The sequence below is a fragment of the Roseovarius dicentrarchi genome (assembly GCF_003316635.1).
Classification (GTDB): Bacteria; Pseudomonadota; Alphaproteobacteria; order Rhodobacterales; family Rhodobacteraceae; genus Roseovarius; species Roseovarius dicentrarchi.
On the sequence record NZ_QNQP01000013.1, the window covers coordinates 40,183 to 54,063 of the forward strand.

The window sequence follows — 13,881 nt, forward strand, 5'->3', positions numbered from 1 at the left end:
GATCAAACAAGATTGCCATATGTGACAAGGCAGGGCGGAATGTCGCCGCAGGCCGCAACCCCGGAGGGTGCAGATGCGCAGTATCGTTTTTGATCTTGATGGAACGCTGGCCGATACCAGCGGCGATCTGGTCGCCGCCGCCAATGCGTGTTTCCGCCAGATGGGCGCGGGCGATATGCTGCACGCGGGCACCGACGCGGGCACCGCCCTGTGCGGCGGCCGCGCGATGCTGGCGCTGGGGCTGGAGCGGATGGGCCAAGCGCCGGATGCGGCCGTGCTTGACCGGTTTTACCCGATCCTGCTGGACGCGTATGAAGAGGCGATCGACACCCATACGGTATTCTATCCCGGTGCGCTGGATGCGGTTGAGGCGTTGAAAACCGCGGGGTTCAAGGTGGCGATCTGCACCAACAAGCCGGAATATCTGGCGCGGCTTTTGCTGATGCGGATGGGCGCACTGGACCTGTTTGGCGCGCTGATCGGCGCCGACACGCTGCCGGTGCGCAAACCCGACCCCGAGCCGCTGCGCGAGGCGGCGCGCCGGGCCGGGGGCGATCCGGCCCGCTGCCTGCTGGTGGGTGATACGATTACGGACCACACCACCGCCCGCGCCGCCGGTGTGCCGTCTGTACTGGTCACGTTCGGCCCGAATGGCGCCGATATGGCCGGATTGGAGCCGGATGTGCTGCTCAGCGATTTTGCCGATCTGCCGGACGCGGCGCAGCGGCTGCTGATATGACCGGCGCGGAGGTTTTCACCGGAAATTTCACCCAGCAGGAGCCGATCCCGGAGGACGCGATTGACGCCGCCATCGCCGTGATGCGCAGCGGACGCCTGCATCGCTACAACACCGCCGCGGGCGAGATTGGCGAAGTCGCGGCGCTGGAGCGTGACTTTGCCGCCTATACCGGCGCGAAATATGCCTTGGCAGTGGCATCTGGCGGGTATGCGATGGGCGCGGCGCTGCGCGCGGTGGGCGTGGGGCCGGGCGACCGGGTACTGACCAACGCCTTTACGCTGGCGCCGGTGCCGGGGGCGATTGCGGGCGTCGGTGCGGTGCCGGTATTTGTGGGCGTGACCGAGGCGCTGACCATTGATCTGGACGATCTGGAGGCCAAGGCCGATCAGGCGCGCGTTCTGATGCTGAGCCATATGCGCGGGCATCTGGCCGATATGGACCGCTTGATGCGGATTTGCGATGACGCAGGCGTGACCGTGATCGAGGATTGCGCCCACACCATGGGCGCCGCGTGGCGCGGGCGCCTGTCTGGGCGCGATGGGCTGATCGGTTGCTACTCGGTGCAGACCTACAAGCATCTGAATGCCGGCGAAGGCGGGATTTTGATCACCGACGACGATGACGTGATGGCGCGCGCCATCCTTTTGTCAGGGTCATACATGCTGTTTGGCAAGCATGGCACAGTGCCGCCCGATGCAGCATTCGCGCAGGCCAAATACGACATGCCCAACGTCTCGGGCCGCATGGACAACCTGCGCGCTGCCATTCTGCGCCCGCAGCTGGCGCGATTGGATGCGCAATGCGCGGCGTGGACAGCGCGGTATCGGGCGGTCGAGGCGGGGCTGCGTGGCACCCCCGGCCTGACGGTAATTGAGCGGCCCGAAGAGGAGAGCTTCGTCGGCTCGTCCATTCAGTTCTTGCTCAAGGACTGGCCGGATGGGGCAGTGTCGGAGGTGCTGAATCGCTGCGCCGCGCGCGGTGTGCAACTGAAATGGTTCGGCGGCGCCGAGCCAGAAGGGTACACCAGCCGATATGACAGCTGGCACTACGCCCCAAGCGAGGCATTGCCGCCCAGCGACCGGATATTGCGGGCCATTGTCGATATGCGCCTGCCGCTGACCTTCAGCCTGAACGACTGCGCGCTGATCGCGCGCATCATCCGGGCCGAGGTGGGGGCCGTCTGGCAGCAGGCGCTGCCGACAGTCACTCCGTAAGGGCGCCGCGCAGCGGCACGGTCGAGATGGACACCTTGGCCGATCCTTGGGTCAGTTCGCGGGTATGCGCAACATAGACAAGTGTCTGGTTGGATTGGTCGAAGATGCGTTTGACACGCAGCGTTTTAAGAATGATCGACCGGCTGGCGCGAAACACGTCCTCACCCGATTTGGAGCGGTCAATGTCCCCCAGCCTGATCGGGCCGGTCTGCTGGCATTCAAGCGCACTGTTCGACGGATCCTCGAACCAGTTTCCATTTGCCAGGCGGTCAATCAGGCCGCGTTTGAAATAGGCCAGATGGCAGGTGACGCCGGTGACGTCCGGATCTGCAATCGCCTCGATCACGATGTCATTGCCGGCCCAGTCAACGCCGATTTCGCCCACCTGCTCGGCGCCAACGGGCCACGCGAAAGAGGCCGCCAAAATGGCGGCCCCTGACATGTAGGTGACAAAGCGGCCCATCAGAACGTGATCTTGCCATGGGCGCCGGGGCTGGCGGTGTCGTCGCTCATCGCTGAGGTCGCCATGTCATACAGCGCCTTGGCGGTGCCGTCGGACGCCCAGACTTCGGCCGATTTGGGCGTGAAGCGGACCAGCCGTACATCGGGATCGTCCTTGCCGTCCTCGAACCATGCGTTGTCCATCGGCGACCAGATTTCTTCCAGTTTTGCGCGGTCCGTCTCGACGCTGAGGGTGCCGTCAACGACAGCGTAAATCTTGGCGTCGCCGCCTACGACCTGGTACCGGGCAGCTTTGCCGGCGGCGGCATCTCTGCCGATGTCGGTCGAATCGGCGGTCAGGAACCACAGTGCGCCATCGTCGCGGCGTGCGTGATGCGCCATCGGGCGCGGATCGGTTCCATCGGCCGAGAGCATCCCGACATTGACGTTTTCAATGCGGTCCCAGAAAGTGCCTTTGATGTCTGTATCGGTCATGTTCAACCTCATGTCTGAATTGCGTTTCATCGCATCAACGACACGGTGCGCCGGGTGGTTCCCGAGATTCGCGCCGGATCGCGAAAGGACAGGGTGATGCCGCGCTGGATGTTCTTTGCTCCTGTCATCGCGATGATCGCCGCAACTGCGGTCATTGGCCTGTCGCTGGGCCGCAAGGCGCTGCGCGGGACGGAAACGGATGTGATTGTGCAGATCGCAGCGCGATACGTCGCAGAGATGGGCGGCGCGGCGCGACCGGTGGATTGCACTGCGCGCCCGGCTGTCTCGGACGGTCTGTGGCTGGTCGTGTCCTGCGCGCCGCCGGGGCAGGGCGGGCGCGAGTATTTCATCGACCGGTTCGGTGCCGTGCGCCATGTAGGGCAGATTGCACCGCGCACCCAATGAGCCGTGGTTACGAAAAAGGGCCGCCCGATGCCGGGCAGCCCTGAAAATTGCTGTCTTGTTCGCAATCAGAAGCGGTGGACGTAGGCCATGCCAAAGACGAACGGGTCGATATCGACCTTGCCGATTTTGCCGCCGGCAACCTTAACGTCGGTCGCAATGTCGATGTAGCGGACGTCAAAGCGCAGCGATCCGGATTCGGACATCTTGAAATCCACACCAGCGTGAGCGGCAAGGCCCCAGCTGTCATCAAGGCTCAGGCTGGGACCGCCTGTCAGCTTGTCATCGAAGAACGTTGTGTAGTTGATACCGACGCCGATGAAGGGCGTGATTTTCGACTCGTTCACAAAGTGATACTGAAGCGAGATGACCGGGGGCAGATGCTTGGTCGAGCCGACCTTGGCGCCGTTCAGCTTGATATCATGCTCGAACGGCCATGCGGCCAGCACTTCGATACCGACGCGATCCGCAACGAAATATTCAAACGTCAGGGTCGGGCGGGCATTGGTGCCGACGGAAATGCCGCCGATGCTGGTGGTCGATGTGCCGCCCTGCGGGTTCACGCTGTGAACACCGATGCCGAGGGTCATGTCGCCCTTTTGCTGGGCAGTTGCGGGGGCGGCGACGCCGATAACGGCAGCAGCGGCGGCAGCGGCGAGGGCTTTGGTGTAGATGGTCATGTCACTCTTCCTTCCAGGTTCACCGGTCAGGTATGCCGCAATGCAGCGCCACACTTTGACGTGAATCAAATGGCGGCACTGAGTGAACCGAACTTGTCCGATGTGGTGTAATTGCAACAGGTGGAGGGTGCAGAATGCCGGTCGGCTGACGCCCGGCACCTCCCGCCGGTATGCAATATGCGGTAACAGGGGAAACCGCAGCACGTTTTGCGGGTTATGCACCATTGCAGGCGCGCGCCGCCAAGATGCTTTTTCGCTATGGCGCAGGTGCAGGCATGCCGAATCTGAACAGGAGGGATTGATGATCACGCTCTATCATGTGCCGCAAAGCCGTTCGATGCGGGTGCTGTGGCTGCTGAACGAGCTTGATGTGCCGCACCGATTGGTGGAGATGCCGTTTGACGGATCGCTGGGAACAGAGGAATTTCTGACCCGGTCGCCCGCAGGCCGCGTGCCCGCGCTGGAGATCGAGGGCGAGCGCATGTTCGAAAGCGGCGCCATGGTGGAATACCTGTGCGAGCGGTTTCCCGAGCGGGGCATGGGCCGGCTTCCCGGCGCGATGGACCGTATGGCGTGGCTGGTCTGGGTCCATTTTGCCGAAACCGTGACGCAGCATGTCGCGGCGCTGACGCAGCAGCATTTCGTACTGGATGCCGGAGACCGCAGCGCCGCGGTCATGCGGATCGAAGTCGCGCATCTGATCCAGTGTTACGAGGCGATCGAGGCGCGGCTCAGCACCCCGGTGGAGAATCGCGATTATCTGCTGACGGGCGGCTATTCGGCCGCCGATATCTGCGTGGGGCAGGCCGTCTACATGGCGCGCCATTTCGCCGCGCTGGACGGCTACCCCGAACTGGCGGCGTGGTTCGAGCGGATCACCGAAAGGCAGAGCTATCTGGATGCATTGCCCGCAGGCGACGCCAGCCGCATGTTTGACCGCCCGTTCTACGCCGTTCCCACCGCTTAGAAGGGGCCGCTGCCCTGACCTCGTTTTCGCCCGGCGCAGGTTGACCCCAACCAAGGGCGGGGCTAGATACATGCGCAGTCAACTTTGCCGGTTGGACGCCCGCGCCTGTCATCTGAGCGCCGCGTCCGGGCAGAAAAGGAGCCGCTCTTGGATGAGATGTTGAGGGAATACCTTCCCATTCTGGTCTTTCTGGCCATTGCAATCGGCCTTGGGGTCGTTCTGATCCTTGCGTCCCTGATCCTGAAGGGCCGCGATCCCGACCCCGAAAAGGTCAGCGCATACGAGTGCGGTTTCAACGCGTTTGACGACGCGCGAATGAAATTTGACGTCCGGTTCTATCTGGTGGCGATCCTGTTCATCATATTCGACCTTGAAATCGCCATGCTGTTCCCGTGGGCCGTCGCGTTCCAGGATCTGAGCATGACAGCATTCTGGTCAATGATGTTTTTCCTGGGCGTTCTGACCATCGGCTTTGCCTATGAGTGGAAAAAAGGAGCCCTGGAATGGGAGTAGGGACCGGACTGAACCAGGCGGGCGCCGACCGCGAGGTGGCAACGCAGGACCTGAACCGCGCATTGCAGGACAAGGGTTTCCTGCTGACCGCCTCCTCGGACATCATCAACTGGGCGCGCACCGGCAGCCTGCACTGGATGACGTTTGGCCTGGCCTGTTGCGCGGTCGAGATGATGCACACATCCATGCCGCGCTATGACGCCGAACGTTTTGGCATCGCGCCGCGCGCCAGCCCGCGCCAGTCCGACGTGATGATCGTGGCCGGTACGCTGACCAACAAGATGGCTCCGGCCCTGCGCAAGGTCTATGACCAGATGCCCGAGCCGCGCTATGTCATCTCGATGGGCAGCTGCGCCAATGGCGGCGGCTATTACCACTACAGCTATTCCGTGGTGCGTGGCTGCGACCGGATCGTGCCGGTCGATATCTACGTGCCGGGTTGCCCGCCGACAGCCGAGGCGTTGCTGTATGGTATTCTGCAACTGCAACGCAAAATCCGCCGCACCGGAACGATCACCCGCTAAGCCGGGCGGATCGCTGATTGCAAGGGAAAGAACATGACCGAAGCGCTCAAGGAACTGGGCAGCCATATCGAGACGAAACGCAGCGATTGCGTGCTGGGCTGGTCCATCGCCAATGACGAGCTGACCGTTGACGTGGCGCTCAGCAGCATCAAGGGGTTGGTGGAGTTTCTGAAAACCGACAGCACCTGCCGGTTCTCCACCTTGGTGGACATCACTGCCGTGGATTACCCGGAGCGGGCCAAGCGCTTTGACGTGGTTTACCATTTCCTCAGCATGTACCAAAATCACCGTATCCGCTTGCGCGTAGCTGCGCGGGCCGATGACATGGTGCCGTCGATTACCGACATCCACCGCTCGGCCGGCTGGTTCGAGCGTGAGGTTTTCGACATGTTCGGCCTGCTGTTCAGCGGCCACCCCGACCTGCGCCGCATCCTGACCGATTACGGATTCCGCGGCCATCCGCTGCGCAAGGACTTCCCGACCACCGGCTATACAGAAGTGCGCTATGACGAGGCGCAAAAGCGCGTGGTCTACGAGCCGGTGTCGCTGGTTCAGGAATACCGCCAGTTCGATTTCATGTCGCCATGGGAAGGGGCCGAATACATCCTGCCCGGCGATGAGAAGACGGACAAAAAAGAGGTGGCGAAGTGATGGACGGCGATATCCGCAACAATACCTATGACGACGGCACCCGCGATTACGAGACGGGCGAACAGCAGATCCGTAACTTCAACATCAATTTCGGCCCGCAACACCCAGCGGCGCACGGTGTTTTGCGGTTGGTTCTGGAACTGGACGGCGAGATTGTCGAGCGGTGCGATCCGCATATCGGCCTGCTGCATCGCGGCACCGAAAAGCTGATGGAAAGCCGCACTTATCTGCAAAACCTGCCCTATTTCGACCGGCTGGATTACGTCGCGCCGATGAATCAGGAACATGCATGGTGCCTCGCCATCGAGCGTCTGACGGGCATCGAAGTGCCGCGCCGCGCCAGCCTGATCCGCGTGCTTTATTGCGAGATTGGCCGCATCCTGAACCACCTGATGAACGTCACGACGCAGGCGATGGACGTGGGCGCACTGACGCCGCCTGTCTGGGGCTTTGAGGAACGCGAAAAGCTGATGATCTTCTACGAGCGGGCCTGCGGCGCGCGCCTTCACGCGGCCTATTTCCGGCCCGGCGGCGTGCATCAGGACCTGCCGAACGATCTGCTGGACGATATCGAGGCTTGGGCCAAGACATTCCCGTCTTTCCTGGATGATCTGGACGGGCTGTTGACGGAAAACCGCATTTTCAAGCAGCGCAACGTCGATATCGGCAAGGTCAGCGAACAGGACGCGCTGGATTGGGGCTTTTCGGGTGTCATGGTGCGTGGCAGCGGCATGGCCTGGGATTTGCGCCGCGCGCAACCCTATGAATGCTATGACGAATTCGACTTCAAGGTGCCTGTTGGAACCAATGGCGACTGCTATGATCGCTATCTGGTCCGCATGGAGGAGATGCGCCAGTCTGCGCATATCATGCTGCAAGCCATCGAAAAGCTGCGCGCGCCCGAGGGGCAGGGCGACATTCTGGCCCGTGGCAAGATTACCCCGCCCAAGCGCAGTGACATGAAGACCTCGATGGAGGCGTTGATCCACCACTTCAAGCTATACACCGAAGGCTTCCACGTTCCGGCGGGCGAAATCTATGCCGCCGTCGAAGCGCCGAAGGGTGAATTCGGCGTCTATCTGGTCAGCGACGGCACCAATACGCCTTATCGCGCCAAGCTGCGCGCGCCGGGCTATCTGCACCTTCAGGCGATGGATTACGTCGCGGGTGGGCACCAGCTGGCCGATATCGCCGCGATCATCGGCACGATGGACGTGGTGTTCGGGGAGATTGACAGGTGACGATTCCTTTTGCTGCCTGCGCGCCCGCGCCGGTCACGATATTGATACGCACAGGAGACTGCGCCTAATGCTACGCCGCCTGCACCCCGAACAACCCGACAGCTTTGCCTTCACGCCGGAAAATCAGGCATGGGCCGAAGCGCAGATTGCCAAGTTTCCCGAGGGCCGTCAGGCCTCGGCGATCATCCCCTTGATGTGGCGCGCGCATGAGCAGGAAGGTTGGCTGACCCGCCCCGCGATTGAGGGGATCGCCGACATGCTGGACATGGCGTATATGCGCGCGCTGGAAGTGGCATCGTTCTATTTCCAGTTCCAGTTGCAGCCCACCGGCAGCGTTGCGATGATCCAGATCTGCGGCACCACATCCTGCATGATCTGCGGCGCCGAAGACCTGATTTCCGTCTGCCGCGAGAAGATCGCGGACAAGCCCCACACCGTCAGCGCAGACGGTAAATTCAGCTGGGAAGAGGTGGAGTGTCAGGGCGCCTGCGCCAATGCGCCGATGGCGATGATCGGCAAGGATTATTACGAGGATCTGACCGCCGACCGCCTGCGCGAGATCATTGACGAACTGGCGGCGGGCCGTGTCCCGACGCCGGGCCCGCAAAACGGGCGTTTTGCGTCCGAGCCGAAATCAGGCCTCACCAGCCTGAAAGAGTTTGACAGTGGCCAGCGCAAATACAATGCCTCGGCCCAGCTGGCGACGGATCTGGGCGAAACGGTAAAACGGATCGACGGAACCGAGGTTCCGCTTCTGGCGCCGTGGCGCGACATGGGCGCAAATCACCATCCCGACCCCTCCAAGGTGGTCGTGCGCGATGCGCCGCTTGATATCGTCACCGAGACGGGCCGCATTGACGCGGACAAGGCTGCGCAGGGAGATGCTGCCGTCTCCAAGGCCAAACCGCGCGAAGACAACACCACCGCGCCGGCGGGCGAGCCCGGACCGCGCGATGATGCCAGCATTGCCAAGACATCGGATGCGACGGAAAAAGCGCCTCAGATGGAAGGGGACGCAACCGGCACGCCGACGACGGAGGCCAAAGACGCCTCGGCGAAGTCCGGCGGCGCGCAGGGTGGCGCAGCTGCGACGCCAGATGGCAAGACACCGTTGCCCGGCACAGCGGGCGCGAGCGCGGGCCGCAAGCCGCAGACGCTGACCGCGCCGCGCGATGAAGCCGCCGATGATCTGAAACTGATCAAGGGCGTTGGTCCCAAGCTTGAGCAAATGCTGCATGACATGGGATTTTATCACTTCGACCAGATTGCGGCGTGGACGCCCGAAGAGTTGGCTTGGGTCGATCAGAACCTTGAAGATTTCAAAGGTCGGGCCACCCGTGATGAATGGGTCGCGCAGGCCAAAACCCTTGCCGCGGGGGGCGACACCGAGTTTGCAAGCCGCGTTAAAAAGGGTGAGGTTTACGAGTAGACAGGCCGAAATGCGCCCGGAACCGAAGGGGAGATGACAGTGACGACCCAGACATCTGCCGACAAAGACAACAGTGGCGGGCGCAACACGCGGCTTGAATATGCAAGTGTCGCGCCAGTCGCGGCACGGGCGCTATGAGAAACGCAGATCAGGCGCAGGCAGGTCGGCGCGCCGCACTGGTCATAGCGGCGACCGCCATCCTTTGGGTGGCAGCGACGTTTATCGGTGCTAAACTGGGACTAAGCCAGCGCGCGCTTGCGCTGTTCGATTTGATGGCCCTCGGGGGGTTCCTGTGGGCAATCTGGATGATCTACAATATCTGGCGTGCGCGCCAAGACAATCAGGGGCGTTAAGGCAATGCTGCAAGATCAGGACCGCATCTTTACCAACCTTTACGGGATGCATGACCGCACGCTGAAGGGCGCGCAGGCGCGGGGCCATTGGGATGGCACGGCCAAGATCCTTGAGAACGGGCGCGACTGGATCATTGACCAGATGAAGGCCAGCGGGCTGCGCGGGCGCGGTGGGGCCGGTTTCCCGACCGGTCTGAAATGGTCCTTCATGCCCAAGGAAAGCGATGGCCGCCCCAGCTATCTGGTGGTCAATGCCGACGAATCCGAGCCGGGCACATGCAAGGACCGCGAGATCATGCGCCACGATCCGCACACCCTGATCGAGGGGTGCCTGATCGCCAGTTACGCGATGCAGGCGCAGGCGTGCTATATCTACATTCGCGGAGAATATATCCGCGAGAAAGAGGCGCTTCAGGCCGCGATCGACGAATGCTATGCGGCCGGAATGGTGGGCCGGAATGCGTGCAAATCGGGCTATGATTTTGACATCTACCTGACCCACGGCGCCGGCGCCTATATATGCGGCGAGGAAACCGCGCTGCTGGAATCGCTCGAAGGCAAAAAAGGCATGCCGCGCATGAAGCCGCCGTTCCCGGCGGGCGCGGGGCTTTATGGCTGCCCGACCACGGTGAACAACGTCGAATCCATTGCCGTTGTGCCCACCATCCTGCGGCGCGGGCCGGACTGGTTCTCCAGCTTTGGCCGCCCCAACAATGCGGGCACCAAGCTGTTTGCGATCTCGGGCCACGTCAACAATCCCTGCGTTGTCGAGGAGGCGATGAGCATCGGTTTCGAGGAGCTGATCGAGAAACATTGCGGCGGTATTCGCGGCGGCTGGGACAATCTCAAGGCCGTGATTCCGGGTGGAAGCTCGGTTCCGCTGATCCGGGGCGAGAACATGCGCGAGGCGATCATGGATTTCGACTATCTGCGCGACCAGCGCAGCGGTCTGGGCACCGCCGCCGTGATCGTGATGGACCAGTCGACGGATATCATCAAGGCGATCTGGCGCCTGTCGAAATTCTACAAGCACGAAAGCTGCGGCCAATGTACCCCCTGCCGTGAGGGCACCGGCTGGATGATGCGTGTCATGGACCGTCTGGTGCGCGGCGATGCGGAGCCAGAGGAAATCGACATGCTGCTGGACGTGACCAAGCAGGTCGAGGGGCATACCATCTGCGCGCTTGGCGATGCGGCGGCATGGCCGATCCAGGGCCTGATCCGCAACTTCCGCGATGAGATCGAGGACCGGATCAAGCATAAACGCAGCACCACATCGCGCCCCGTGGCGGCAGAATAACAGGCCCGGCGAAGACTGGCCGATTGAAAAAAGGGGGCTTTCCGATGATCCGAGCGACAACATTGACGGCGCTGGCCGCCGCTATGGCTCTGACGGCTTGCGGCAAGCCTGGCGAGCGGGTTCTCTTTGACGGGAAGTACTATCCCGCCAAGCTCAGCAAATCCGGCGTGTCGCGCGAGGAGTTTTCCGTGGCAGTGCGCGATGTCGGCCAGGGCATCAATGGCGCGCGGGAAGCGGGCCGGTTTGAGGGCACCACATACTGCGTCGAAACATTCGGTGACAGCAGCATCGACTGGCAGCCCGGATACGGCCCCGAAGACGGCCGCGCCATAACCGAAGACGGCACATTGATCCTGCGGGGAAGCTGCGTGAAATGGTAGCGGTGCGGCGCATATCGGCGGCAAATTGCGCGTGTTATTGCATAACAGGCGTGCCGCTCTCCATCTCGTGTGACAGCGGGGCCGCGATGCGACCCTGCCTGACATGCAGCACGAATGGAGTGACCCTATGCGCCTGATCCTGACGACCCTTATCGCCCTTGGCCTTGGCACCATGGCCAGCGCCGCCCGCGCCGATCTGGCCGCCGAGAAAGACATCAACGCCGGCCTTCTGGCTGTCGCTGCCGCTGACAAGATCCGCCGCGAGTGCGGCGATTTGTCTGGCCGCTTCTGGGCCGCGCGCAGTTATGTCAATCAGCTGAAAGGTCTGGCCGCAGAGCGCGGCTATACCGCTGCGCAGATTGACGCCTATGTGAATGACAGCGCCGAGCAGGCAAAGATGCGCGCGACGCGCAACGCCTATTTCAAGTCGAAAGGCGCCAGCAATCTGGACGCCGCCAGCCTGTGCCGACTGGGACAGGAAGAGATCAAGAACCGCAGCCGCATCGGCTCATTCCTGAAAGCAAAGTGAACGATATGACCGACCTTCGCAAAGTGAACATCGACGGAACCGAGATCGAAGTGGACGGGGCTATGACCCTGATTCAGGCTTGCGAGATTGCAGGCGTGGAAATTCCGCGGTTTTGCTATCACGAGCGTTTGTCGATTGCCGGCAACTGCCGGATGTGTCTGGTCGAAGTGGTCGGCGGGCCGCCCAAGCCCGCCGCCAGCTGCGCCATGCAGGTGCGCGATTTGCGCCCCGGCAAGGACGGCGAGGCGCCTCAGGTCAAGACCAATTCGCCCATGGTCAAGAAGGCCCGCGAGGGCGTGATGGAATTTTTGCTGATCAATCACCCGCTGGATTGCCCGATCTGCGATCAGGGCGGCGAGTGCGATTTGCAGGATCAGGCGATGGCCTACGGCGTCGACTTCTCCCGCTTCCGCGAGCCCAAGCGCGCAACCGAGGATCTGGATCTGGGCCCGCTGGTCGAAACGCATATGACGCGCTGCATTTCCTGCACCCGCTGCGTGCGCTTCACCACCGAGGTCGCCGGGATCAGCCAGATGGGCCAGACCGGCCGGGGCGAGGATGCCGAGATCACGTCGTACCTGGGCGAAACGCTGGACAGCAACATTCAGGGCAATATCATTGACCTTTGCCCCGTCGGCGCGCTGGTCAGCAAACCCTATGCCTTTACCGCCCGCCCTTGGGAATTGACCAAAACGGAAACGATCGACGTGATGGATGCGCTCGGCTCGTCCATTCGGGTCGATACCAAGGGCCGCGAAGTGATGCGGATGCTGCCGCGCAACCATGACGGCGTGAATGAGGAATGGATTTCGGACAAGACGCGCTTTGTCTGGGACGGGCTGCGCCGCCAGCGTCTGGACCGTCCCTATATCCGCGAGAATGGCAAGCTGCGCCCCGCCACCTGGCCCGAGGCGCTGAGCGCCGCCGCAACAGCGATGAAGGGCAAGAAGGTTGCCGGCCTTGTCGGTGATCTGGCTCCGGTCGAGGCCGCCTTTGCGCTGAAGCAACTGATCGAGGGGCAGGGCGGCCATGTGGAATGCCGCACGGATGGGGCAAAGTTGCCTGCCGACAACCGCTCCGCCTATGTCGGGACCGCGCGGATCGAGGAAATTGATGCCGCCAAATCCATCGTGCTGATCGGCACCAACCCGCGCGACGAGGCGCCCATTCTGAATGCGCGTATCCGAAAGGCGTGGCTGGCCGGCGCGGATGTCAGCGTCATCGGCCCCAAGGTGGATCTGACCTACGACATTCACCATTTGGGCGACGACCGCGCCGCGCTGACCGATCTGGTCGGCAAGGCCGAGGCGAAGGAGGGCTGCATCGTCATTATCGGGCAGGGCGCCCTGACCGAGGCTGACGGGGAGGCGGTGCTGAGCCAGGCGATGGCCTATGCCGATGCGACCGGCGGCAAGATGCTGGTGCTGCACACCGCCGCAGGCCGCGTGGGCGCGCTGGATGTGGGCGCGGTCACCGAAGGCGGGCTTGAGGCCGCTGTCGAAGGGGCGGAGGTGATCTACAACCTTGGTGCCGACGAGAGCGAGATCAAGGACGGCCCGTTCGTGATCTATCAGGGCAGCCATGGCGACCGCGGCGCGCACCGCGCCGATGTGATCCTGCCGGGCGCCGCCTATACCGAAGAGCAGGCCCTGTTCGTCAATACCGAAGGCCGCCCGCAGCTGGCATTGCGCGCGGGCTTTGCGCCCGGCGAGGCCAAGGAAAACTGGGCAATCCTGCGCGCATTGTCGGGCGAGATGGGCGCGGTGCTGCCATACGACAGCCTGCCGCAGCTGCGCCAGGCCCTGGTGGCCGAGGTGCCGCATCTGGCCGATATCGACCAGGTCCCGGAAAATGACTGGCAGCCGCTGGACGCGCGCGCGCCCGGCAGCGCCAGCTTCCGCTATGCGATCAAGGATCATTACCTGACCAACCCCATCGCGCGGGCCAGTCAGCTGATGGCGGAGCTAAGCGCCGGCGCCAAAGCGCGCCGCGCGCCGAAACTGGCGGCGGAGTGAACAGGCCC

17 protein-coding genes are annotated in these 13,881 nt (G+C 62.7%); 14 read left to right on the forward strand and 3 right to left on the reverse strand.

The features are described from left to right. Positions 1–73: 73 nt before the first annotated feature. Together DQ230_RS10725 and DQ230_RS10730 are read left to right on the forward strand one after the other, a co-directional pair. Entirely contained in the window at positions 74–739 is a 666-nt protein-coding gene (locus tag DQ230_RS10725; protein ID WP_113912592.1) for an HAD-IA family hydrolase, read from the forward strand. Next, a complete protein-coding gene (locus DQ230_RS10730) occupies positions 736–1,953 on the forward strand; it encodes a DegT/DnrJ/EryC1/StrS family aminotransferase (RefSeq protein ID WP_113912593.1) in 1,218 nt (405 codons plus the stop codon). The genes DQ230_RS10725 and DQ230_RS10730 overlap by 4 nt, the downstream gene beginning before the upstream one ends. Here DQ230_RS10730 and DQ230_RS10735 read toward each other — a convergent pair. Both DQ230_RS10735 and DQ230_RS10740 read right to left on the reverse strand, forming a co-directional pair. After that, positions 1,943–2,395 carry a CreA family protein gene (locus DQ230_RS10735; RefSeq protein WP_113912649.1) on the reverse strand — a complete coding sequence of 151 codons (453 nt, stop codon included), beginning with the start codon at positions 2,393–2,395 and terminating at the stop codon, positions 1,943–1,945. The two genes, DQ230_RS10730 and DQ230_RS10735, sit on opposite strands and share 11 nt — an antisense overlap. Positions 2,396–2,415: 20 nt before the next feature. Next, entirely contained in the window at positions 2,416–2,889 is a 474-nt protein-coding gene (locus DQ230_RS10740; protein WP_162497422.1) for a pyridoxamine 5'-phosphate oxidase family protein, read from the reverse strand. Between the two features lie 96 nt (positions 2,890–2,985). Here DQ230_RS10740 and DQ230_RS10745 point away from each other — a divergent pair, with 96 nt between their 5' ends. Further along, positions 2,986–3,294, forward strand: coding sequence for a hypothetical protein (locus tag DQ230_RS10745; protein ID WP_113912595.1), 309 nt, complete (start codon positions 2,986–2,988; stop codon positions 3,292–3,294). A gap of 65 nt (positions 3,295–3,359) precedes the next feature. Here the strand turns inward: DQ230_RS10745 and DQ230_RS10750 are convergent, their stop codons facing one another. Further along, complete coding sequence (locus tag DQ230_RS10750; protein WP_113912596.1) at positions 3,360–3,971, reverse strand: OmpW/AlkL family protein; 612 nt, start codon at positions 3,969–3,971, stop codon at positions 3,360–3,362. Positions 3,972–4,272: 301 nt separating this feature from the next. On the opposite strand from DQ230_RS10750, the gene DQ230_RS10755 reads away from it, so the two are divergent. From DQ230_RS10755 to nuoG, 11 genes are all read left to right on the forward strand, one after another. Then, the gene (locus DQ230_RS10755; RefSeq protein ID WP_113912597.1) at positions 4,273–4,938 is read left to right on the forward strand and encodes a glutathione S-transferase family protein; all 666 of its coding nucleotides are present in this window, start codon (positions 4,273–4,275) and stop codon (positions 4,936–4,938) included. Between the two features lie 147 nt (positions 4,939–5,085). Further along, complete coding sequence (locus DQ230_RS10760; RefSeq protein ID WP_113912598.1) at positions 5,086–5,451, forward strand: NADH-quinone oxidoreductase subunit A; 366 nt, start codon at positions 5,086–5,088, stop codon at positions 5,449–5,451. Beyond that, positions 5,442–5,975 carry a NuoB/complex I 20 kDa subunit family protein gene (locus DQ230_RS10765; protein ID WP_113912599.1) on the forward strand — a complete coding sequence of 178 codons (534 nt, stop codon included), beginning with the start codon at positions 5,442–5,444 and terminating at the stop codon, positions 5,973–5,975. The genes DQ230_RS10760 and DQ230_RS10765 overlap by 10 nt, the downstream gene beginning before the upstream one ends. A gap of 33 nt (positions 5,976–6,008) precedes the next feature. Continuing rightward, positions 6,009–6,626 carry an NADH-quinone oxidoreductase subunit C gene (locus DQ230_RS10770; protein WP_113912600.1) on the forward strand — a complete coding sequence of 206 codons (618 nt, stop codon included), beginning with the start codon at positions 6,009–6,011 and terminating at the stop codon, positions 6,624–6,626. Then, positions 6,626–7,867 carry an NADH-quinone oxidoreductase subunit D gene (locus DQ230_RS10775; protein WP_113912601.1) on the forward strand — a complete coding sequence of 414 codons (1,242 nt, stop codon included), beginning with the start codon at positions 6,626–6,628 and terminating at the stop codon, positions 7,865–7,867. The genes DQ230_RS10770 and DQ230_RS10775 overlap by 1 nt, the downstream gene beginning before the upstream one ends. Before the next feature lie 67 nt (positions 7,868–7,934). Then, positions 7,935–9,296 (forward strand): NADH-quinone oxidoreductase subunit E, encoded by a 1,362-nt coding sequence (locus DQ230_RS10780; protein ID WP_113912602.1) that lies wholly within the window; start codon positions 7,935–7,937, stop codon positions 9,294–9,296. A 134-nt stretch (positions 9,297–9,430) separates the two neighbouring features. Then, positions 9,431–9,649, forward strand: a complete 219-nt coding sequence (locus DQ230_RS10785; RefSeq protein WP_113912603.1) for a DUF5337 domain-containing protein — start codon at positions 9,431–9,433, stop codon at positions 9,647–9,649. A 4-nt stretch (positions 9,650–9,653) separates the two neighbouring features. Beyond that, complete coding sequence (gene nuoF, locus DQ230_RS10790; RefSeq protein ID WP_113912604.1) at positions 9,654–10,949, forward strand: NADH-quinone oxidoreductase subunit NuoF; 1,296 nt, start codon at positions 9,654–9,656, stop codon at positions 10,947–10,949. Positions 10,950–10,993: 44 nt separating this feature from the next. Then, positions 10,994–11,329, forward strand: a complete 336-nt coding sequence (locus DQ230_RS10795; RefSeq protein WP_113912605.1) for a hypothetical protein — start codon at positions 10,994–10,996, stop codon at positions 11,327–11,329. Positions 11,330–11,456: 127 nt separating this feature from the next. After that, positions 11,457–11,858, forward strand: a complete 402-nt coding sequence (locus DQ230_RS10800) for a DUF5333 domain-containing protein (RefSeq protein ID WP_113912606.1) — start codon at positions 11,457–11,459, stop codon at positions 11,856–11,858. Between the two features lie 5 nt (positions 11,859–11,863). After that, positions 11,864–13,873 (forward strand): NADH-quinone oxidoreductase subunit NuoG, encoded by a 2,010-nt coding sequence (nuoG, locus tag DQ230_RS10805; RefSeq protein ID WP_113912607.1) that lies wholly within the window; start codon positions 11,864–11,866, stop codon positions 13,871–13,873. Positions 13,874–13,881 lie beyond the last annotated feature (8 nt).

Bases quoted from the DNA above. Each gene is read 5' to 3' on its own strand.
- DQ230_RS10725 (WP_113912592.1), top strand. From the start codon at position 74: ATGCGCAGTATCGTTTTTGATCTTGATGGAACGCTGGCCGATACCAGC.
- DQ230_RS10730 (WP_113912593.1), top strand. From the start codon at position 736: ATGACCGGCGCGGAGGTTTTCACCGGAAATTTCACCCAGCAGGAGCCG.
- DQ230_RS10735 (WP_113912649.1), bottom strand. From the start codon at position 2,395: ATGTCAGGGGCCGCCATTTTGGCGGCCTCTTTCGCGTGGCCCGTTGGC.
- DQ230_RS10740 (WP_162497422.1), bottom strand. From the start codon at position 2,889: ATGACCGATACAGACATCAAAGGCACTTTCTGGGACCGCATTGAAAAC.
- DQ230_RS10745 (WP_113912595.1), top strand. From the start codon at position 2,986: ATGCCGCGCTGGATGTTCTTTGCTCCTGTCATCGCGATGATCGCCGCA.
- DQ230_RS10750 (WP_113912596.1), bottom strand. From the start codon at position 3,971: ATGACCATCTACACCAAAGCCCTCGCCGCTGCCGCCGCTGCTGCCGTT.
- DQ230_RS10755 (WP_113912597.1), top strand. From the start codon at position 4,273: ATGATCACGCTCTATCATGTGCCGCAAAGCCGTTCGATGCGGGTGCTG.
- DQ230_RS10765 (WP_113912599.1), top strand. From the start codon at position 5,442: ATGGGAGTAGGGACCGGACTGAACCAGGCGGGCGCCGACCGCGAGGTG.
- DQ230_RS10770 (WP_113912600.1), top strand. From the start codon at position 6,009: ATGACCGAAGCGCTCAAGGAACTGGGCAGCCATATCGAGACGAAACGC.
- DQ230_RS10775 (WP_113912601.1), top strand. From the start codon at position 6,626: ATGGACGGCGATATCCGCAACAATACCTATGACGACGGCACCCGCGAT.
- DQ230_RS10780 (WP_113912602.1), top strand. From the start codon at position 7,935: ATGCTACGCCGCCTGCACCCCGAACAACCCGACAGCTTTGCCTTCACG.
- DQ230_RS10785 (WP_113912603.1), top strand. From the start codon at position 9,431: ATGAGAAACGCAGATCAGGCGCAGGCAGGTCGGCGCGCCGCACTGGTC.
- nuoF (WP_113912604.1), top strand. From the start codon at position 9,654: ATGCTGCAAGATCAGGACCGCATCTTTACCAACCTTTACGGGATGCAT.
- DQ230_RS10795 (WP_113912605.1), top strand. From the start codon at position 10,994: ATGATCCGAGCGACAACATTGACGGCGCTGGCCGCCGCTATGGCTCTG.
- DQ230_RS10800 (WP_113912606.1), top strand. From the start codon at position 11,457: ATGCGCCTGATCCTGACGACCCTTATCGCCCTTGGCCTTGGCACCATG.
- nuoG (WP_113912607.1), top strand. From the start codon at position 11,864: ATGACCGACCTTCGCAAAGTGAACATCGACGGAACCGAGATCGAAGTG.